The organism is Nocardia sp. NPDC019219, from assembly GCF_040632645.1.
In the GTDB taxonomy this organism is placed as follows: Bacteria; Actinomycetota; Actinomycetes; order Mycobacteriales; family Mycobacteriaceae; genus Nocardia; species Nocardia sputorum.
In genome coordinates, this window is sequence record NZ_JBEYCG010000013.1 from 137,254 (window position 1) to 155,269 (window position 18,016).

An 18,016-nucleotide genomic window follows, 5' to 3' on the forward strand; every position below is an offset into this window, starting at 1 on the left:
GAGGCGGCAGCGGAGCGTGACCACGCAGGGCCCCGCTCATGCCGGAAACGGATACAGCATGAGCGGTCAGGCCCGGAGGCGGCAGCGGAGCGTGACCACGCAGGGCCCCGCTCATGCCGGAAAGGACACAGCATGAGCGTTCTCCTCGTCGGCATCTCGCACCGCAGCGCGCCGGTCCCCGTGCTGGAGAAGGTGGCCGTCACCGACGCCGATCGGCCGAAGCTGATCGACCGGCTGATCGCCTCCAGCCATGTGTCCGAGGCGATGATCGTGTCCACCTGCAACCGGGTGGAGGTCTACGCGGTGGTCGACGCCTTCCACGGCGGTCTCGCCGAGATCGGCGACCTGCTGACCAAGCACTCCGGCCTGCCGATGCCCGATCTGACCAAGCACGCCTACGTCCGCTACTCCGAGGCCGCCGCCGAGCATCTGTTCGCGGTGGCCAGCGGCCTGGATTCGATGGTCGTCGGCGAGCAGCAGGTGCTCAGCCAGATCCGCGGCGCCTACGCCTCCGCCGACGCGCAGAGCGCGGTCGGGCGCACCTTGCACGAGCTGGCGCAGCACGCGCTGCGGGTCGGCAAGCGGGTGCACGCCGAGACGGGCATCGACCGCGCGGGCGCGTCGGTGGTGTCGGTCGCGCTGGACCGCGCGCAGCAGGTGCTCGGCCCGCTGGCCGGGCGGACCGCCGCGGTGGTCGGCGCGGGCGCGATGGGCGGGCTCGCGGTCGCGCATCTCTCGCGCGCCGGGATCGGCCGGATCATCGTGGTGAACCGCACGATCGAGCGGGCCCGCAGACTCGCCGAGACCGCGCGCACGCACGGCGTCGAGGCCGAGGCGATGGAGCTGTCGCGGCTCACCGAGGCGATGGCCGCCACCGACGTGGTGGTCACCTGTACCGGTGCGGTCGGCGCGGTCGTGACGCTCGCCGACACCCACCGCGCGCTCACCGACCGCGAGCGCGGCGAGGAAGCCACGGTCGAGCGGCCGTTGGTGTTCTGCGATCTCGGATTGCCGCGCGACGTCGAGCACGCTGTGGCCGGCCTGCCCGGTGTCACGCTCATCGACATCGAGACGTTGCAGCGCGATCCGGCCGCGGGCGCCGCCGCCGACGACACCGCGGCCGCCCGGTCGATCGTCGCCGACGAACTGGCCAGATATCTGGCCGGACAGCGGATGGCCGAGGTCACCCCCACGGTGGCCGCGCTACGCCAGCGCGCCGCCGAGGTGGTCGAGGCCGAACTGCTCCGGCTGGATTCGCGGCTGCCCGGCCTCGCCGACCCGGAGCGTGACGAGGTCGCGCGCACGGTGCGCCGGGTGGTCGACAAGCTGCTGCACGCGCCGACGGTGCGGGTCAAGCAGCTCGCGTCCACGCCGGGCGGCGACAGCTACGCCGAGGCGCTGCGCGAATTGTTCGAATTGAAGCCCGGTGCGGCCCAGGCGGTCGCCGCGCCGATGGAGATCACCACGCTCGCCGGCGATCACGCCGAGCTCAGCGACGGGGAGATCGCGCTGGCCGACGATTTCACCGCAGGCCATCGCGGCGAGGAACAGGGGCAGACGGCATGACCATGGTCCACCAAGAAGGCAGCACGACCGCGGACGGCACCCGCGCCCCGTGGCGGATCGGCACCCGCGGCAGCCTGCTCGCGCTCACCCAGGCGGGCACGGTGCGCGACGCGCTGATCGCGGCCGGGCAGCCGGCCGAGCTGGTCGTCATCAAGACCGCCGGTGACCTGTCGTCGGACCCGGTGCAGAAGATCGGCGTCGGCGTGTTCACCTCCGCGCTGCGCGACGAGCTGGCGGCGGGCGCGATCGACATCGCCGTGCACTCCTACAAGGATCTGCCCACCGCGCAGGACCCGCGCTTCACCATCGCCGCCATCCCGCCCAGGGAGGACCCGCGCGACGCGCTGGTCGCGCGCGACGGGCTGGTGCTCGGCGAGCTGCCCGCGGGCGCCAAGGTGGGCACTTCCGCGCCGCGGCGCGCCGCCCAGCTGCGGGCGCTCGGACTCGGCTTGGACGTCGTCCCGCTGCGCGGCAACCTGGACACCCGGCTGCGCAAGGTCAGCGAGGGTGAACTGGACGCCGTCGTGGTGGCCAGAGCCGGACTGGCCCGCATCGACCGGCTGGACGCGGTGACCGAGGCGCTGGAGCCGGTGCAGATGCTGTCGGCTCCCGCCCAGGGCGCGCTCGCGGTGGAATGCCGCAGCGACCACGCCGCCCTGGTGGAGATCCTGTCCGGCCTGGACGACGCGGCCACCCGGGCCTCGGTGATCGCCGAGCGGTCCCTGCTGGCCGAACTGGAAGCGGGCTGCACCGCGCCGATCGGCGCGCTCGCCGAGGTCGTCGAATCGCTCGACGACGAGGGGCGGATCGTGGACGAGCTGTCGCTGCGCGCGTGCGCCGCGGCCGTCGACGGATCCGACGTGCTGCGGGCGTCGGTGGTCGGCGCCCCGGCCGACGCGGCGGAGCTCGGCCGCGCGCTCGCCCGCGAGTTGCTCGACATGGGTGCGCGCGACTTGCTCGCCACCGAACCGGACGACGGTTCCCCCACCCGGGCGGTGAATTCGCCCGCCACAGACTTGCCCAACCCCAGCCCAATGGAGAACAGCCGATGAGCCAGCGAAGGACAGGCACCGTGCCCTCGGGTTTGCCGGAGCCGAGCGCAAGCGAGGTGCAGGCATGAGCCGAGCCGCGAAGAAGCACCCCGGTCGCATCCTTTTCGTCGGATCGGGTCCCGGTGACCCGGCGCTGCTCACGGTGCGTGCGCGTGAGGTGATCGGACGGGCGACGCTGGCGTTCACCGACCCGGACGTCGACAAAGGCGTGCTCGCCCTGATCGGCACCTCCGTCGAGCCGGGCCCCGACGGCGAACGTCCCGTCGACGTGCGGCCCGCGCTCGGCGAGCCCGCCGAGGTGGCCAAGACGCTGATCGCCGAAGCGCGCGCCGGGCACGACGTGGTGCGTGTGGTCGCGGGCGACCCGCTGACCACCGACTCGGTGATCGCCGAGGTCAACGCCGTCACCCGCTCGCACATGGTCTTCGAGGTCCTGCCCGGCCTGCCCAACGGCTCCGCGGTGCCCAGCTACGCGGGCATCGCGCTGGGTTCCGGGCACACCGAGGCGGATGTGCGCGGCGAGGTCGACTGGGCCGCCCTGGCGGCCGCGCCGGGCCCGCTGGTGCTGCACGCGACCTCGGGGCATCTCGCCGAGACTGCGAGTGCCCTGGTCGAGCACGGTATGGCGCCGCAGACGCCGGTCGCGGTGACGGTGCGGGGCACCACCCGCCAGCAGCGCACCATCGAGGCCACCCTGGCCACGCTGAACAGCGCGGCCTCCGAACTGGTCGGGCCGCTCGTGGTGACCATCGGCAAGGTGGTCGCGCAGCGCTCGAAGATGTCCTGGTGGGAGTCGCGCGCACTGTACGGCTGGACCGTGCTGGTGCCGCGCACCAAGGACCAGGCCGCGGAGATGAGCGAACGACTCGTCACGCACGGCGCCATCCCGATGGAGGTGCCGACCATCGCGGTCGAGCCCCCGCGCAGCCCCGCCCAGATGGAGCGCGCGGTCAAGGGCCTGGTCGACGGGCGCTACCAGTGGGTGGTGTTCACCTCCACCAACGCGGTGCGCGCGGTGTGGGAGAAGTTCGCCGAGTTCGGCCTGGACGCGCGGGCGTTCTCCGGCGTGAAGATCGCCTGCGTGGGCGAGGCCACCGCGGACAAGGTGCGCTCGTTCGGCATCAACCCCGAACTGGTGCCGAGCGGTGAGCAGTCCTCCGAGGGCCTGCTGGCCGACTTCCCGCCCTACGACGATGTGTTCGACCCGGTCAACCGGGTGCTGCTGCCGCGTGCCGACATCGCCACCGAGACGCTGGCCGAGGGCCTGCGCGACCGCGGCTGGGAGATCGACGACGTCACGGCCTATCGCACGGTGCGCGCTTCGCCGCCGCCCGCGGAGACCCGCGAGATGATCAAGACCGGCGGTTTCGACGCGGTCCTGTTCACCTCGTCCTCCACGGTCCGCAACCTGGTCGGCATCGCGGGCAAGCCGCACGCGCGCACCATCGTGGCCTGCATCGGCCCCAAGACCGCCGAAACCGCCATCGAATTCGGCCTGCGCGTGGACGTGCAGCCCGACGTGGCCCAGGTCGGTCCGCTGGTCGAGGCTCTGGCCGAGCACGCGGCCCGGCTGCGCGCCGAGGGCCTGCTGCCGCCGCCGCGCAAGAAGAGCCGCCGCAGCAGGTGAGCTGTGTTCGAACACCCCGCGTCTGCGGCGCTGGGTGTTCGCACCAGGTCGACGAGGGCAGCTACCCGGGCGACGACGCGACCATCGACGTCCAGATCGCGGCCATCGATCACCTCCTGCACGCCGCCGCGGCCCGCGGTCTCGACAACGCCCTGCCCGAACTCCTGAAATCCACCATGCAACGCGCACACGCCGCCGGGCACGGCTCGGACAGCTTCGCTGCCGTCATCGAAACGCTGCGGGGCGACCGGTGAGCTCCAGGGTTCACGAATTCGCCGAGCCGGAATCCGAATTCAACAGCTACGTCGGCGCCATCAACTACGCCACCATGGTCACCGTCGACGCCGAGAACCGCCCCCGCACCCGAATCCTCATCCCGGTCTGGGAGAACGTCGACGGTCGGCCCGTCGGCTGGCTGGCCACCTATCGCACACCGGTGAAGGCCGCGCATCTGGCCCGCAACCCGCACACCAGCTTCTCCTACTGGTCGCCGGGAAACAACTCGGTGCCGGTCGAAGCCGTTGCGGTGTGGGACAATTCGCTTTCGACCAAGCAACACGTCTGGGAGCTCTACCGCAGAACGAGTCCCCGGGGCGCGGGGTACCACCTCGGCAACTTCTGGAAGTCGCCGGCTGATCCCAGCCTGCGTGTGCTGAATCTCGATCCTTGGCGTATCCAGGTGATCCGCGGCCGCGACCTGCGCAGCCGAATCTGGCAATCAGCAGCCGAGGAACGGCCGGTCATCGACCGGAATTGAGCACAGCTCCGCTGCCACGGATCAGCCCTGCCGCTCTGGTTCCTCGGAGGGGGCCGTGGCAACTCTCCTGAACTAGGCGCTGCACGAGTGCGAACTCGCCGTGTACCCCCGAGTTCCGCAGGTTCGATCGGCCTGACATCCGGGATCGAGTGGGTAGGGCGCTGTACCGCGCGTCGGCCCGAGATGAGCTGGACCGGCACGCCGCGGTGTGCGCTGTGCCGGGTCCGGATGTCGCGATCAGCGCGGGACAGCGCCCTTCGCGGGCCTCAGTACCGCCTGCGCATCAAGGTGCGGACCATGGAGCAGGTGGCGTCGGAGGGGGGACGGATGCCGATCACCTCGGCGGTGTGCCTGATCCGCTTGTTCGTGGCGTAACTCGGTGCGTAGACGCCGGAGTCGAGTAGTGCGATCGCCAGGCGCATCGCCTTCAGCCGCCGGTTGTGCAGGACGTACCAGGCCCGTGGGCGGCCCGCGGGCAGCGGACGCTTCTGCAGCGGGGCGTAGGGGCGATCGATGAGAACGGTTTGCGGTGTGCGCATTGGCATCCCTCCCGTGGCGATCGGGGGCGGGCGAGCCCCCTCGAACGTACCTTCGATTCTACCTCGGGGCACCGACAAACTTCGCTGGCCACAAGGGCTTTCAGACACCCTCTGGGACAGCGGCTCACAGATCGTGCAGCAGCCGCAACGCCTGTGGATGCCCCAGCGCGGCCGCGCGTTCGAGCCACTGCCTGGCTTCCCGCTGCGCCGGTGTGCGGCCGGTCGCGATGGCGGCGGCGGTCCGCAGCACCTCCGGATCGGCGAAATCTCCTGCCACGTACGGAGTATTCGACGCGCGCAGCAACAATGCCAGGTGGAACATCGAGTCGGGGTCGCCCGCTTCGGCGCCTTTACGCAGCCACTGCTCACCCTCGACGTGCCGGCCGCGATCCAGATGCAAGGCGCCCAGCACCGCCATCGCATCCGTTCGCCCGCGGCGCGCGGCCTCGGTGAGCAGCTCGATCGCGCGGTCGAATTCGCCGCGGCGGGCCAGATGCAAACCCAGACTGCGCATGGCCGTCGGGTTTCCGGCGCGGACCGCGCGCTCGTACCACTGCTCGGCCTCCTCGTCACAGCCGCGCCGATTCGCGAGAACGCCCATGTTGCAGAGGGCTTCGGGTAACCCGCGCTCGGCGGCGGGGCGCAGCCAGCGCTCGGCCTCATCGAAATTACCGCGCTCCACATGCAGCAGTCCCAGCTGTATCCCCGCCGCCTCGTTGCCGCGCGCCGCGGCGGTCTCCAGCCAGCGGATACCCTCGCCGATCCGGCCGTCCGCGCCCAGCAGCGCGCCGAGCATCCCCATGGCGGGCGCGCTGCCACCCGCGGCGGCCCGGCGCAGCCAGTGCTCGGCGCCCGCCGCGTCGCCGGCGTCCCAGAGCGCTTCGGCGCGCCGCTGCATGGCGAGCAGTTCCACCTCGCTCGGTGAGTCGCTCATCTCAGCACCCGGCCTGGCGGTATCGCGCGGACAACACGCGGTCCATCATCGCGCCTGTTCGAGCGGGGCGCGGTATCCGTTCGCCCGCGCGTACGCGGTCAGCTGCTCGTCGTAGTTGCGGAGGCTGTCCAGCAACCAGGTGTGTCCGGTGTCCTTGACGACCACGATCGGCCCGCGGCTGCCCGGCGGGAGCGTGGGAACGGAGCCGTCGAGGTACCAGCTCGTGGTCGACCACGGGAAGATGTAGGCCCAGCCGATGTCGGCCACCCGTTGCGGTGGCCCGAGCTGTAAGGGGTCGGCGGGGGTGGCATGCCGCGCGCTGTGCTGGGCGAGCAGGTGCCGGGCGCTGTTGCGGGCCACCCGCACGTCCAGCGGGCCCGAGATCGTGCAGGGGAACCGCAGACTGATCTCCGCCCCGGGGCGCAGCAGCCGGCCGGCCTCTTCCAGCACTTGACACGGCCTGCTCTGCAGGCGCAGGAAGACGCTGCGGGCGGTGTCGGAGAAGCGCAGCTGGACGGTGGCGTCCTCGGTGCCGCCGACCAGGTGCGTCCCCCGGCTGCGCACCCACTCCGGCTCGTCGGGACGGATGCCGAGCGCGGCGAAGGCGACGTGCGCGCCGGGCATCACGCCGGGCGCGGCCGACTGACGTGCGACGAACTCCACGCTGAAGTTCCGCCCGGTGGCGTCGACGGCGCGCCAGATGCGCAGCACCGACGCGGGCGGGGGCAGGTTGTCGGTCAGCGCGGGCCACCAATCCGACAGCAGTACCGCCACCCACGACTCGAAGTCGGCGGCTCTGGCCAGCGAGATATCGATGTGCGGATCGGTCATGCTGTCCCCCAGCGGGTCTCGCCCCTAGTCGGAGTATGCGCCTTCGGGCGCGGAACCAGGTGAGATTTCACACACCGTTATCAGTCGGATGACATGGCGATCGCCGTATAACGGCCCGGGACCCGCGAGCAGCCAACGGGCGCTCGCGACAGCGGATCGCACCGGGCGTATCGTGCGATTCATGACCGGAATGGACCGCCCACGGCGGTTGCGCCGTACCCCGGCTATGCGTCGTCTCGTGGCCGAAACAACTCTCGAAGCACGGCAATTGGTACTGCCGATGTTCGTGGCCGACGGCTTGGCGGAGCCGCGCCCGATCGGCTCCATGCCGGGCGTGGTGCAGCACTCGCTGGACTCGCTCCGCAAGACGGCCGTCGAGGCGGTCACCGCGGGGGTCGGCGGCATCATGCTGTTCGGTGTGCCGCGTCCGGAGGACAAGGACGCCGTCGGCAGCGCGGCCAGCGATCCACGGGGCATCCTCAACCGCGGCCTGCGCGCGCTCGCCGACGAGGTGGGCGACTCGACCGTGGTCATGGCCGACACCTGCCTGGACGAATTCACCGACCACGGCCATTGCGGTGTGCTGGCCGCCGACGGCGCGGTCGACAACGACGCGACGCTGGACCGCTACGTCGAGATGGCGCTGGCCCAGGCCGAGGCGGGCGCCGACCTGCTCGGCACCAGCGGCATGATGGACGGCCAGGTGGGCGCGATCCGGCGCGGCCTGGACGCGGCCGGGCGCATCGACACCGGCATCCTGGCCTACTCGGCGAAATACGCCTCGGCGTTCTACGGCCCGTTCCGGGAGGCGGTCGGTTCCTCGCTGGAAGGCGACCGGCGCACCTATCAGCAGGACCCGGCCAATCGCCGCGAGGCGATCCGCGAACTGGAACTGGACCTGGCCGAGGGCGCGGACATCGTGATGGTCAAACCGGCCATGTCGTACCTGGACATCCTGCGCGAGGTCGCCGACCGCTCGACCGTCCCGGTCGCCGCTTACCAGATCTCCGGTGAGTACGCGATGATCACCGCCGCCGCCGAGCGCGGCTGGATCGATCGCCGCGGCGCGATCCTCGAGTCGCTGTTGAGTATCCGCCGGGCCGGCGCGGACATCGTGCTCACCTATTGGGCGACCGAGGCCGCGAACTGGCTGTCGTGACGAATATGGCGGGACCGTTCGCCGCGGGCCCGGCCCGGCCCCCGATGCCGGAGGACGTCGGCACCGCGCGGCAGCTGTGGTGGGGTGTCATCGGCTTCGGCGTCGTGCAGTTGATCGCCTCGATCCTCGCCGCGCTGGATCAGCGGCGCACCTTCGCCGCGGAGGTCTTCGAACAGGCCAGAGTGCAGGATCCGCAGGTCACGATGGCTAGTGCCGAGCTGATGGTGTCGCTGGTCTACATCGTCGTGGTCCTGATCGGGCTGGGCGTGGCGGCGCTGGCGTCGGTGATCGTGCACCAGTTCGGGCGCGGCAAGTCGTGGGCGCGCACCGTACTGACGGTGCTCGGCGCGTGGGTGGTGGTGATCGGCGTCGGGGCGCTGCTGGCGATCGACGCGGTGAACGGGACGGCGTCGCTCGTGGCGGGCGGCGCTTCCATCGTGCAGGCGGTGCTCGCGGCCGGCGCCATCTATCTGTCGCACCGGCCCGAGTCCACCGCCTACTTCCAGCCGGGCGGGCGCTGAGGCGCCGATGGAACACGTTGCCAATTTGTCCCAGACATTCCGGCATGTATGGTGAGGGTTGTCACAGTGGACGTGGGAACCGGAAGCTACTGGTCGTCCGTTTTCGTGGATTACCCGCGGGAACTCGGCAAATGGCTCCGGAGGATCGGAGGCAACGATGCGAGTGGTGATCCAGCAGCCGCACAGCATTCGGCGAGATCTGGCCGTCTTGAGCCTGCTGATTCTGTTCGCCGTGCTGACCGTCGCCGTGCTGCTGCTGCCCGGCGCGATTCACTGATTCCGCTTGCGGCCGTGTCGGCGCGCGCTGCCGTGGGGGGCCCGGTGTGACCGCAGCGGCCGTCTTGTTCTCCGAACCGGGTGCCCGGTGGCGTGCGGTGGCCTACGGGCCGATCCTGTGCCTGGCCGTTCTCGTCCTCGAACTCGTCACGGGTGGGGACGTGCATTGGTTCGCCCTGGTGTTCTGTGCCGCGCTGATCGCGGGTTTCGTCGCGCTGCAGGTGGTGGCGGGCAAGCGGCACGTCAGCGTGGAGCTGACCTCGCAGACGCTGCGCTCGGGCACCGAGTCGCTGCCCTTGAGCTCGATCGCGGAGGTCCTTCCCGAACGCGACGAGGACTCCTGGGACGACGAGGAGTGGGAGTCGGCCAGGGCACTCGGTGAGCTGACCGGCGTGCCCCGCCGCCGCACCGGTATCGGGTTACGGCTGGCCGACGGTGGCTTGGTGCAGGCCTGGGCCAGAGACCACAAGGCGCTGCGCACGGCGTTGACCGAAGCCGTCCAGCGCAGTTCGGACGGAGTGGACCGTTGAGGCGCTGGATCGTCGCGGTGCTCGTGGAGGTGGACCTGTTCGTGCTCGCCCTGGTCGGGGCGGCGCTGAGCGCGCACGCGGGCGTGCGCACCACCGACTTCCCGCCCTCCGGTGACGCCCCTGGCTTCACCGCCACCCGTTACGCCGGACCCTGGTGGCTGTTGGCCGCGGTGCTCGTCGCGGTGGCCGGCGTGCTCGCCATCGACGCCGCGGCCCGGCTCGTGTGCGGACTCCGGAGCGCCGAGGCGGGGCGCTGACCGGCGCGAGTCCGCTTGCGGCCGTTTGACCTCGCGGCGCGCGGGAACGCCCAGCACATGAAACCAACTGTCCAGCGAACACTTTTCGGTGCGGTGGCGGCCGGTGTGATCGGCGCGGCCGCGGCCGTACCAGCCACCGCGTCCGCCGAAGCCGTTCCGGGAACGCCTGTTCCGGTCACACCGGTTTTCGCGGCGACTCCGCCCGCGCCGTTGCTGCACGCGCTCCCCACGCCGTTGGCGTGCCTGGTGACCACCGGGTTCGCCAAGTTCTGCCTCGGCCTGACGTAGCCACGGATTGCCTGCGAACCGCTGCGGACGGCGCGCGAACGCGTTACCGTGCAACCGCGCGCCGTCCGGCCCGATGCCGCCGACCGCGCGCTTTGGCTGGAATGGCCCTGGGGCCGTTAGTATTTCGGCCGTAGTTCGGAATGTGTGTCGATGAAGGAAAGTGTTCGATGAACCGGTTCGCCGTGAAGATCTGTGCCGCGTTTGCCGTGGCCGCCGCCCTCGGGATGGGAGCCGCGCCCGCGGGTGCGACCCCGGGATTGCCGTTGGAGGACGCGAGCCCGGTCGACGCGCCGATCCTCGTGCCGGATTCCGGTTCCGCGGGCCCCTATAACGGGTTCATGTGCGTCCTGCACACCATGTCGGCGCAGGTCCCCTGCATGTACGCCTGATCTCCAGGCCCGCGCCCGGTCAGTTCCAGTGCTGGTAGACGTCCAGCACACGGCCGTTTCGGGTGCCGGGCGCGTTCAGGTAGACGGTGACCGTCCCATCCGGATGGCCTGCGGCCTCGAGCACCACCTGGCGCAGCGTCGCGTGTACCGCGCCGCGGTCATCGCGATAGATCTCGGAGTCGCTCTTCAGCCCGGCGCCGATCCGGTTGGGCGGGACGAACATGGTGACCACGGCGGGAATGGGTCCGCCGGCCAGCGCGGTGGTCATCGTGTGGTCCAGCGGGATGGCCAGCCGCGCCTCGTCGAGTTGATCGAGTGGCTGCGCGGCGGCGGACCCGGCGCCGAGGGCCGCGGCGGCTCCCGCGACGACGGCGAGCACACCCACGCTGACGATGGCAATCCGCATGCAGACCCTCCCGAATGATGGACGAATGTGAGCTGAGACTACGCACCGGCAACCGTCCAGCGATCGAAATCCGCGCGAACCCCACCTCGGCGTGTTGCCGGGCGGCTGCGGCCTGCATCACTGCACTACACCCTGTCGTCAAACGGATTTTTCGGTGCTGAGAGACTGGAACGCGTGAGTTCTTCTCCGCGCGTGACCAGTGCAACCGTGCCGGTTTCCGCTCAGCTCTTCGACCGGGCGAGTTCGGTGATTCCGGGTGGTGTCAACTCCCCGGTGCGGGCATTTCGATCCGTCGGCGGCACACCGCGATTCATCGCCTCGGCCGACGGCTGCACGCTCGTCGACGCCGACGGAAACGAGTACGTGGACCTGGTCTGCTCCTGGGGGCCGATGATCCTCGGCCACGCGCACCCCGCGGTCGTCGAGGCGGTGCGCCGCGCGGCGAGCGGCGGCCTGTCCTTCGGCGCGCCGACCGAAGCGGAGATCGAACTCGCGGAGGAGATCGTGCGCCGGGTCGCGCCGGTGGAGCGGGTACGGCTGGTGAACTCCGGCACCGAGGCCACCATGAGCGCGGTCCGGCTGGCCCGCGGCTTCACCGGGCGCACCAAGATCATCAAGTTCGCCGGTTGCTACCACGGCCATGTCGACGCGCTGCTCGCGGACGCGGGCTCCGGTGTCGCCACGCTCGGACTGCCCACCTCCCCGGGCGTCACGGGCGCGCAGGCGGCCGACACCATCGTGCTGCCCTACAACGACCTCGACGCCGTCGCCGCCGCGTTCGCCGCCGATCCCGGCGACATCGCCTGCGTGATCACCGAGGCGGCGGCGGGCAACATGGGCGCGGTCGCGCCGCTGCCCGGGTTCAACGCGGGCCTGCGCGCGCTGACCGCCGAGCACGGGGCGCTGCTGGTCATGGACGAGGTGATGACCGGTTTCCGGGTCAGCAGCGCGGGCTGGTTCGGCCGGGAAGGCGTCGCGGGCGACCTCTACACCTTCGGCAAGGTGATGAGCGGCGGGCTGCCCGCGGCCGCGTTCGGCGGACGCGCCGAGATCATGAACCACCTCGCGCCGCTCGGGCCGGTCTACCAGGCCGGGACGCTGTCCGGTAACCCGGTCGCGGTGGCCGCGGGCCTGGCCACGCTGCGCGCGGCCGACGAGGCGGTCTATGCCGCGCTGGATCGCAACGCCCAACGGCTCGGCGAACTGTTCTCCTCGGCGCTGACCGCCGCGGGGGTCGGGCACCAGGTTCAGTTCGCGGGCAATATGGTGAGCGTGTTCTTCGCCGAACGCCCGGTCACCGACTACGCCGCCGCCAAGGCGAGCGAGACCTGGCGCTACCCAGCGTTCTTCCACGCCCTGCTCGACGGTGGCGTGTACGCGCCGCCGAGCGCGTTCGAAGCGTGGTTCGTCTCCGCGGCGCTCGACGAGGACGCGTTCGACCGTATCGCTGCCGCCCTGCCCGCCGCCGCGCACGCGGCGGCGGCCGCCACCCCCGAAGGATCCCGCGCGTGACCTCCGACCTCGATCAGCCCGATGCCGACCGGCGCGAGCCGGCCCAGCCGTCCGCCGAGCCGGACGTGATCGCGACGAACGGCGCGGCCGCTGTCGCGTCGGTCATCGCCCCGGTCGCCGAGGCGACCGTGATCGACGCGGGCGAGCAGTTCGCCGCCGCGAGCGCCGCCAGGTCCGCGAACACCGACGCCGTGGCGTCCAGCCTGGTCGACGCGGGCGCTCACTTCGCCGCGGCCGCCGGCGCGCAGGCCCGCAAGGCCGACGAGGCCACCCCCGGCGAGAACGAGGCCGCCGCGCCCGACCCGGCTGAGCGCGCCGACGGCCGAGCCGACGCCGAGCGGGTGCACGACGGCGGCACGGCTCCCGTCGAGACGATCGTGCACGTGCTGCGGCACGGCGAGGTGCACAACCCCAACGGCATCCTCTACGGCCGCCTGCCCGGCTTCAGCCTTTCGGTGGCCGGGCGCGCGCAGGCCGCCGCGGTCGCGCGCACCCTGGCCGATCACGACATCGCGCTGGTCATCGCGTCGCCGCTGCAGCGCGCCCAGGAGACCGCCGAGCCGATCGCCGCGCAGCACGACGTCATCGTGCGCACCGACGAGAACCTCATCGAGGCGGGCAACACCTTCGAGGGCCTGCGCGTCTCGGTCGGCGACGGCGCGCTGCGCAAGCCACGGCACTGGTGGAAACTGCGCGATCCCTTCACGCCGTCCTGGGGCGAGCCCTATCTGCAGATCGCGCACCGCATGCTGGCGGCGGTGAACAAAGCCAGGGTCGAAGCTGCCGGGCGGGAGGCGGTGCTGGTCTCCCACCAGCTACCGGTGTGGACGCTGCGGCGGTTCCTGCAGGGCCAGCGCCTCTGGCACGACCCGCGCCACCGGCAGTGCTCGCTCGCGTCGCTGACCTCGCTGGTCTACCACGGCGACACGCTGGTCGACATCGTCTACTCCGAGCCCGCCGGCGGTTCGGACCCCTCGGTACACGGCGCATGACGCACCGCACCGCGTTCTCCTTCCCGCCCTCGGCGCGCGCCGGGCGGGTGCTGCCGGTTCTGCTCGCGTGCGTGGCGCTGATCGCCGCGCTCGCGGGTTGTTCGACCGGTTCGGACGCGGTGGCCACGGGCGGCACCTTCGAATTCGTCTCGCCCGGCGGCAAGACCGACATTCGCTACGACCCGCCCGCCGCGCGCGGGACCATCGGCAAACTGGCCGGTCCGGATCTGATGACGGCGGGCAAGACCACCTCGGTCGAGGACTACGCGGGCAAGGTCGTGGTGCTCAACCTGTGGGGGCAGTGGTGCGGTCCGTGTCGCGCCGAGGCACCCGCCTTGGAGCAGGTCTACGAGGCGACGAAGGACAAAGGCGTCGCCTTCCTGGGGATCAACGTCCGCGATCCGCAACAGGACAAGGCCCAAGATTTCGTGGTCGACAACAAGGTCGGCTACCCGTCCATCTACGACCCGTCGATGCGCACGCTCTTGGCGCTCGGCGGGAATTTCCCAACCAGTGTCATCCCCACCACTCTCGTCCTCGACCGGCAACACCGGGTCGCCGCGGTCTTCCTGCGGTCCCTGCTCGCCGAGGATCTGCAGCCAGTGGTGGAAAGTATCGCCGCGGAGGAAGAACAGTGAATCGCGACCGCCGTACCCGCCACCTGCGTGCCTGTCGGCCACGGCAGGGCGCCCGACGCATCGGCGGCGGATGGGCCGTCGACGACCGGTGGGCGGGCATCGCCACCGTGCCGCGCAGTGTCGCGGCGGAGTCCTTGCTGGACTTCGCCGTGTTCGAGGAACCCCAGGCCACCGAGCGGACGGTGGCGCCGCGCCGTGGCGCCGGACGTGCGCCCGAGGACGCGCGGGAGGATTCGGTGTGACCCTCGCGCGCACCGCGCCGCGTACCGGGGAGGACCTGTGATGGTGCTCGCCGGAGTCGGTGATTCGTTCCAGCAGACGGCGGCTTCCGGGCCGCTGCTGCTGGCGCTCGGCGCGTGCCTGCTCGCGGGTCTGGTGTCGTTCGCCTCGCCGTGCGTGGTGCCGCTCGTGCCGGGATACCTGTCCTACCTGGCCGGACTGGTCGGCGCCGAGGCGCCGCCCGCCACCGTCGCGGAGGCCACCGGGACTCGCCGCGCGACCGTGGCCACAGCACCCCGACCGCGCTCCGGACGGATGCGGGTCGCGGGCGCGGCCGGCTTGTTCGTCGCCGGTTTCACGGTGGTCTTCGTGCTCGCGACCGCGACCGTGTTCGGCGTCATCCAGACCCTGAACGTCAATCGGGAACTGCTGCAACGCATCGGCGGCGTGGTGACGATCCTGATGGGCCTGGTCTTCATCGGCTTGGTGCCCGCGTTGCAGCGCGACACCCGGATGGAGCCGCGCAGGCTCACCAGCCTCATGGGCGCACCGCTGCTGGGCGGGGTGTTCGCGCTGGGCTGGACACCGTGCCTGGGGCCGACGCTGTCCGGTGTCATGGCGGTGGCCGCGGGCACCGACGGGACAACGGCGGTGCGCGGGGTCGCGCTGATCGTCGCCTACTGTCTGGGGCTCGGTCTGCCGTTCGTCGTGCTCGCGTTCGGGTCGGCGAGCGCGTTGCGCGGTGTGGGCTGGCTGCGCCGCAATTCCCGCACCATCCAGATCATCGGGGGCATGTTGCTCGTCGCGGTCGGCGCCGCGCTGGTCACCGGGGCGTGGGACCAGTTCGTCGCCTGGGTGCGCGACGCGTTCGTCTCCGAGGTGACCTTGCCGATATGACCGTGACCGATCAGCCTGCGATCGAAAGCCCCGAACAGCCGCCGCGTCAATCCGCCGCCGGACGGGCGTGGGCGTTCCTGCGCAACACCTGGCGCGGGCTCACCAGCATGCGCACCGCCTTGGTGCTGCTGTTCCTGCTCGCGCTGGCCGCGATTCCGGGGGCGCTGCTGCCGCAGCGCAACCTCAACGAGCAGAAGGTCGAGCAGTACATCGCCGACCGGCCCACGCTCGGCCCGTGGATGGACCGTTTCGAGCTGTTCGACGTGTTCTCCAGCTTTTGGTTCACGGCCGTCTATGTGCTGCTGTTCATCTCGCTGGTCGGTTGCATCCTGCCGCGCACGTTCGATCACTACCGCGCGCTGCGCACCCCGCCGGTGCGCGCGCCGCGCAACCTGACCAGGCTGCCGCATCACTACTCGGGACGGGTCGAGCGCTCGCCGCAGGAGCTGATCGATCACGCCCGAGCCCAGCTGCGCGGGTGGCGCAGCGAGGTCCGCCCCGGCCCCCGCGAGGGGGAACTGGCGCTGTCGGCGGAGAAGGGCTACACCCGCGAGCTCGGCAACCTGGTGTTCCATCTCGCGCTGGTCGGACTGCTGATCGCCATCGCCGCAGGCAAGCTGTTCGGCTACGAGGGCAGCGTCATCGTGCTGGCGAACAACGGCCCCGGCTTCTGCACCACCTCGCCCGCGGTGTTCGACTCGTTCAAGGCGGGCAATGTCAACGACGGCACCGGCATGACCCCGCTCTGCGTGCGGGTGAAGGATTTCCGGGCCGACTACCTGACCAACGGACAGGCCGAGATGTTCACCGCGGATCTCGCCTACCAGGCGGGCGACGACCTGCGGACGAACACCTGGCGCGACACCCAGGTACAGGTGAACCACCCGCTGCGCGTCGCGGGTGACCGGCTCTACCTGCAAGGACACGGCTACGCTCCGACCTTCACCGTCACCTTCCCGAACGGCCGGACCCGCACCGAGTCCATCCAGTGGCGTCCGGACGACGCGTCGACGTTCCTGTCCAGCGGCGTGCTGCGGATCGACCCGCCCGGCGGCATGTACGCGACCGACGAGGAGCGCCGCAAGAACCAGATCGCGATCGAAGGGTTGTTCGCGCCCACGGCGCTGTTCCACGGATCGTTGCTGAGTTCGGCGTTTCCCGCGATGAACGATCCCGCCGTCGCGGTCGACGTCTACCGCGGCGACACCGGCCTGGACACCGGCAAACCGCAGTCGTTGTTCGCCCTTGATCCCGAGCAGGTCAAGCAGGGCCGGCTGACCAAGGAGGCCAGGGTCAATCTTCGGCCCGGTGAATCGACCACGCTGCCGAACGGCACCAAGGTCACCTTCGACGGCGCGCAGGAGTTCGTGAACCTCCAGGTATCGCACGACCCCGCACAGCAGTGGGTGCTGGTCAGCGCGCTGCTGATGATGGCGGGACTGCTGGTGTCGCTGCTGATCAAGCGTCGCCGGATCTGGGTGCGGGTCTACCCGGCCGAGGACACAGCCGGTACCGTTGACCAACGACGCACTGTAGTAGAGATGGGCGGGCTCGCCCGGACCGACCAGGCGGGCTGGGGCGGCGAGTTCGATCGGCTGCGCGCCCGCCTGCTCGACGAGCACGCCGCGACCACGGGAGAGTGACCATGCCGATCGACGAGACCATCGCCAGGTACAGCGATTTCGCCTTCAAAACGGCGATCGTGGTGTACGCGCTGGTGCTGGTGCTGCTGATCTGGCAGTACGCGACGGCCCGCAGCCGCCAGGTCAGCGAGCGCGAACTGGTGACCGTGGGCGGCGGATCGACCCCGCAGGGGCCCGGCCGGGTCATCGAGCCCACGCGGCGGCCGCTGTCGGAGCGGCTGGGCAACATGGCGTTCTCGGTGCTGATGGTCGCCATCGCGCTGCACGTCGGCGCGATCGTCCTGCGCGGCTTCGCGACCCACCGCTTCCCGCTGGGCAACATGTACGAGTTCGTCACCATGGCCACGGCCGCCGCCGTGCTGGTCGGGATCCTGCTGCTGCGGGAGCAGCGCTACCGCGCCATGTGGGCGTTCCTGCTGGTGCCGGTGCTGATCCTGCTGTTCCTCGCGGGCACGGTGCTCTACGCCGACGCCGCGCCCGTGGTGCCCGCGTTGAAGTCGTTCTGGCTGCCGGTGCACGTCACCATCGTCAGCGTGGGCAGCGGCGTGTTCCTGTTCGCGGGTGTGGCCAGCATGCTGTTCCTCTACCGCCTGCGTCAGCCGGACGGCCAGGAGTCGAACAACGTCCTCGGCACCGTCGCCCGTCGCCTGCCCGACGCCCGCACCCTGGACCGCCTGGCCTACAAGGCCACCATCATCGGCTTCCCGCTGTTCGGCGCGGGCGTCATCCTCGGCGCCATCTGGGCCGAAGCCGCCTGGGGCCGCTTCTGGGGCTGGGACCCGAAGGAAACCTGCTCCTTCATCGCCTGGGTCCTCTACGCCGCCTACCTGCACGCCCGCGCCACCTCCGGCTGGCGCGACACCAAGGCCGCCTGGATCAACATCGCCGCCTTCGTCGCGATGCTGTTCAACCTGTTCATCATCAACATGGTGATCAGTGGGTTGCACTCGTATGCGGGGTTGAATTAAGGCGTTCTGACCACC

Annotated in this window: 22 protein-coding genes; 18 read left to right on the top strand and 4 right to left on the bottom strand. The window is 70.9% G+C overall.

From position 1 onward, the window contains the following. The first annotated feature begins 132 nt into the window (after positions 1–132). The 5 genes from ABZ552_RS23530 to ABZ552_RS23550 all read left to right on the top strand — a co-directional run bounded on the left by ABZ552_RS23530 (position 133) and on the right by ABZ552_RS23550 (position 5,002). Positions 133–1,566 (top strand): glutamyl-tRNA reductase, encoded by a 1,434-nt coding sequence (locus tag ABZ552_RS23530; protein ID WP_281875795.1) that lies wholly within the window; start codon positions 133–135, stop codon positions 1,564–1,566. Further along, positions 1,563–2,618: a hydroxymethylbilane synthase gene (hemC, locus tag ABZ552_RS23535; protein WP_357439740.1), complete on the top strand. Its 1,056-nt coding sequence runs from the start codon at positions 1,563–1,565 to the stop codon at positions 2,616–2,618. Before ABZ552_RS23530 ends, hemC begins: the two co-directional genes overlap by 4 nt. A 64-nt stretch (positions 2,619–2,682) precedes the next feature. After that, complete coding sequence (locus tag ABZ552_RS23540) at positions 2,683–4,245, top strand: bifunctional uroporphyrinogen-III C-methyltransferase/uroporphyrinogen-III synthase (protein ID WP_281875792.1); 1,563 nt, start codon at positions 2,683–2,685, stop codon at positions 4,243–4,245. Next, positions 4,242–4,499 (top strand): hypothetical protein, encoded by a 258-nt coding sequence (locus ABZ552_RS23545; protein ID WP_357439743.1) that lies wholly within the window; start codon positions 4,242–4,244, stop codon positions 4,497–4,499. The genes ABZ552_RS23540 and ABZ552_RS23545 overlap by 4 nt, the downstream gene beginning before the upstream one ends. Further along, on the top strand, positions 4,496–5,002 hold the full coding sequence (locus ABZ552_RS23550; protein ID WP_357439745.1) for a pyridoxamine 5'-phosphate oxidase family protein: 507 nt from the start codon (positions 4,496–4,498) through the stop codon (positions 5,000–5,002). The genes ABZ552_RS23545 and ABZ552_RS23550 overlap by 4 nt, the downstream gene beginning before the upstream one ends. A 266-nt stretch (positions 5,003–5,268) precedes the next feature. On the opposite strand, the gene ABZ552_RS23555 is transcribed toward ABZ552_RS23550, so the two are convergent. The 3 genes from ABZ552_RS23555 to ABZ552_RS23565 form a co-directional block, all read right to left on the bottom strand. Beyond that, positions 5,269–5,541 carry a hypothetical protein gene (locus ABZ552_RS23555; RefSeq protein WP_157114571.1) on the bottom strand — a complete coding sequence of 91 codons (273 nt, stop codon included), beginning with the start codon at positions 5,539–5,541 and terminating at the stop codon, positions 5,269–5,271. A gap of 124 nt (positions 5,542–5,665) precedes the next feature. Further along, positions 5,666–6,475, bottom strand: a complete 810-nt coding sequence (locus tag ABZ552_RS23560; RefSeq protein WP_281916474.1) for a tetratricopeptide repeat protein — start codon at positions 6,473–6,475, stop codon at positions 5,666–5,668. A 45-nt stretch (positions 6,476–6,520) separates the two neighbouring features. Continuing rightward, a complete protein-coding gene (locus ABZ552_RS23565) occupies positions 6,521–7,306 on the bottom strand; it encodes a hypothetical protein (protein WP_281875787.1) in 786 nt (261 codons plus the stop codon). Between the two features lie 181 nt (positions 7,307–7,487). Here ABZ552_RS23565 and hemB point away from each other — a divergent pair, with 181 nt between their 5' ends. The 6 genes from hemB to ABZ552_RS23595 all read left to right on the top strand — a co-directional run bounded on the left by hemB (position 7,488) and on the right by ABZ552_RS23595 (position 10,726). Continuing rightward, positions 7,488–8,465: a porphobilinogen synthase gene (gene hemB / locus ABZ552_RS23570; RefSeq protein WP_281875786.1), complete on the top strand. Its 978-nt coding sequence runs from the start codon at positions 7,488–7,490 to the stop codon at positions 8,463–8,465. Positions 8,466–8,470: 5 nt separating this feature from the next. Next, positions 8,471–8,986, top strand: a complete 516-nt coding sequence (locus ABZ552_RS23575; protein ID WP_281875785.1) for a hypothetical protein — start codon at positions 8,471–8,473, stop codon at positions 8,984–8,986. Positions 8,987–9,309: 323 nt separating this feature from the next. Continuing rightward, positions 9,310–9,792 carry a hypothetical protein gene (locus ABZ552_RS23580; protein WP_281875784.1) on the top strand — a complete coding sequence of 161 codons (483 nt, stop codon included), beginning with the start codon at positions 9,310–9,312 and terminating at the stop codon, positions 9,790–9,792. Next, a complete protein-coding gene (locus tag ABZ552_RS23585) occupies positions 9,789–10,049 on the top strand; it encodes a hypothetical protein (protein ID WP_357439749.1) in 261 nt (86 codons plus the stop codon). The genes ABZ552_RS23580 and ABZ552_RS23585 overlap by 4 nt, the downstream gene beginning before the upstream one ends. Positions 10,050–10,106: 57 nt before the next feature. Beyond that, positions 10,107–10,337: a hypothetical protein gene (locus ABZ552_RS23590; protein ID WP_281875782.1), complete on the top strand. Its 231-nt coding sequence runs from the start codon at positions 10,107–10,109 to the stop codon at positions 10,335–10,337. Positions 10,338–10,504: 167 nt separating this feature from the next. Then, positions 10,505–10,726: a hypothetical protein gene (locus tag ABZ552_RS23595; RefSeq protein WP_281875781.1), complete on the top strand. Its 222-nt coding sequence runs from the start codon at positions 10,505–10,507 to the stop codon at positions 10,724–10,726. Positions 10,727–10,745: 19 nt separating this feature from the next. Here the strand turns inward: ABZ552_RS23595 and ABZ552_RS23600 are convergent, their stop codons facing one another. Then, the gene (locus ABZ552_RS23600; RefSeq protein ID WP_281875780.1) at positions 10,746–11,132 is read right to left on the bottom strand and encodes a hypothetical protein; all 387 of its coding nucleotides are present in this window, start codon (positions 11,130–11,132) and stop codon (positions 10,746–10,748) included. Between the two features lie 174 nt (positions 11,133–11,306). On the opposite strand from ABZ552_RS23600, the gene hemL reads away from it, so the two are divergent. The 7 genes from hemL (at position 11,307) to ccsB (ending at position 18,001) form a co-directional block, all read left to right on the top strand. Next, the gene (gene hemL / locus ABZ552_RS23605; RefSeq protein ID WP_357439753.1) at positions 11,307–12,644 is read left to right on the top strand and encodes a glutamate-1-semialdehyde 2,1-aminomutase; all 1,338 of its coding nucleotides are present in this window, start codon (positions 11,307–11,309) and stop codon (positions 12,642–12,644) included. Positions 12,645–12,985: 341 nt separating this feature from the next. Then, on the top strand, positions 12,986–13,636 hold the full coding sequence (locus ABZ552_RS23610; RefSeq protein ID WP_159841798.1) for a histidine phosphatase family protein: 651 nt from the start codon (positions 12,986–12,988) through the stop codon (positions 13,634–13,636). After that, a complete protein-coding gene (locus ABZ552_RS23615) occupies positions 13,633–14,274 on the top strand; it encodes a TlpA disulfide reductase family protein (protein WP_281875778.1) in 642 nt (213 codons plus the stop codon). The genes ABZ552_RS23610 and ABZ552_RS23615 overlap by 4 nt, the downstream gene beginning before the upstream one ends. Beyond that, positions 14,271–14,516 carry a hypothetical protein gene (locus tag ABZ552_RS23620; protein WP_281875777.1) on the top strand — a complete coding sequence of 82 codons (246 nt, stop codon included), beginning with the start codon at positions 14,271–14,273 and terminating at the stop codon, positions 14,514–14,516. Before ABZ552_RS23615 ends, ABZ552_RS23620 begins: the two co-directional genes overlap by 4 nt. Before the next feature lie 40 nt (positions 14,517–14,556). Beyond that, positions 14,557–15,390: a cytochrome c biogenesis CcdA family protein gene (locus tag ABZ552_RS23625; RefSeq protein ID WP_281875776.1), complete on the top strand. Its 834-nt coding sequence runs from the start codon at positions 14,557–14,559 to the stop codon at positions 15,388–15,390. Then, positions 15,387–17,033 (top strand): cytochrome c biogenesis protein ResB, encoded by a 1,647-nt coding sequence (locus ABZ552_RS23630; protein WP_281875775.1) that lies wholly within the window; start codon positions 15,387–15,389, stop codon positions 17,031–17,033. Before ABZ552_RS23625 ends, ABZ552_RS23630 begins: the two co-directional genes overlap by 4 nt. A 2-nt stretch (positions 17,034–17,035) precedes the next feature. Further along, positions 17,036–18,001: a c-type cytochrome biogenesis protein CcsB gene (gene ccsB, locus ABZ552_RS23635; protein ID WP_357439758.1), complete on the top strand. Its 966-nt coding sequence runs from the start codon at positions 17,036–17,038 to the stop codon at positions 17,999–18,001. Positions 18,002–18,016 lie beyond the last annotated feature (15 nt).

What these genes read in the sequence shown, in the direction of transcription:
- ABZ552_RS23530 (WP_281875795.1), top strand. Translation starts at nt 133, where the DNA reads ATGAGCGTTCTCCTCGTCGGCATCTCGCACCGCAGCGCGCCGGTCCCC.
- hemC (WP_357439740.1), top strand. Translation starts at nt 1,563, where the DNA reads ATGACCATGGTCCACCAAGAAGGCAGCACGACCGCGGACGGCACCCGC.
- ABZ552_RS23540 (WP_281875792.1), top strand. Translation starts at nt 2,683, where the DNA reads ATGAGCCGAGCCGCGAAGAAGCACCCCGGTCGCATCCTTTTCGTCGGA.
- ABZ552_RS23555 (WP_157114571.1), bottom strand. Translation starts at nt 5,541, where the DNA reads ATGCGCACACCGCAAACCGTTCTCATCGATCGCCCCTACGCCCCGCTG.
- ABZ552_RS23560 (WP_281916474.1), bottom strand. Translation starts at nt 6,475, where the DNA reads ATGAGCGACTCACCGAGCGAGGTGGAACTGCTCGCCATGCAGCGGCGC.
- ABZ552_RS23565 (WP_281875787.1), bottom strand. Translation starts at nt 7,306, where the DNA reads ATGACCGATCCGCACATCGATATCTCGCTGGCCAGAGCCGCCGACTTC.
- hemB (WP_281875786.1), top strand. Translation starts at nt 7,488, where the DNA reads ATGACCGGAATGGACCGCCCACGGCGGTTGCGCCGTACCCCGGCTATG.
- ABZ552_RS23575 (WP_281875785.1), top strand. Translation starts at nt 8,471, where the DNA reads ATGGCGGGACCGTTCGCCGCGGGCCCGGCCCGGCCCCCGATGCCGGAG.
- ABZ552_RS23590 (WP_281875782.1), top strand. Translation starts at nt 10,107, where the DNA reads ATGAAACCAACTGTCCAGCGAACACTTTTCGGTGCGGTGGCGGCCGGT.
- ABZ552_RS23595 (WP_281875781.1), top strand. Translation starts at nt 10,505, where the DNA reads ATGAACCGGTTCGCCGTGAAGATCTGTGCCGCGTTTGCCGTGGCCGCC.
- ABZ552_RS23600 (WP_281875780.1), bottom strand. Translation starts at nt 11,132, where the DNA reads ATGCGGATTGCCATCGTCAGCGTGGGTGTGCTCGCCGTCGTCGCGGGA.
- ABZ552_RS23615 (WP_281875778.1), top strand. Translation starts at nt 13,633, where the DNA reads ATGACGCACCGCACCGCGTTCTCCTTCCCGCCCTCGGCGCGCGCCGGG.
- ABZ552_RS23625 (WP_281875776.1), top strand. Translation starts at nt 14,557, where the DNA reads ATGGTGCTCGCCGGAGTCGGTGATTCGTTCCAGCAGACGGCGGCTTCC.
- ABZ552_RS23630 (WP_281875775.1), top strand. Translation starts at nt 15,387, where the DNA reads ATGACCGTGACCGATCAGCCTGCGATCGAAAGCCCCGAACAGCCGCCG.
- ccsB (WP_357439758.1), top strand. Translation starts at nt 17,036, where the DNA reads ATGCCGATCGACGAGACCATCGCCAGGTACAGCGATTTCGCCTTCAAA.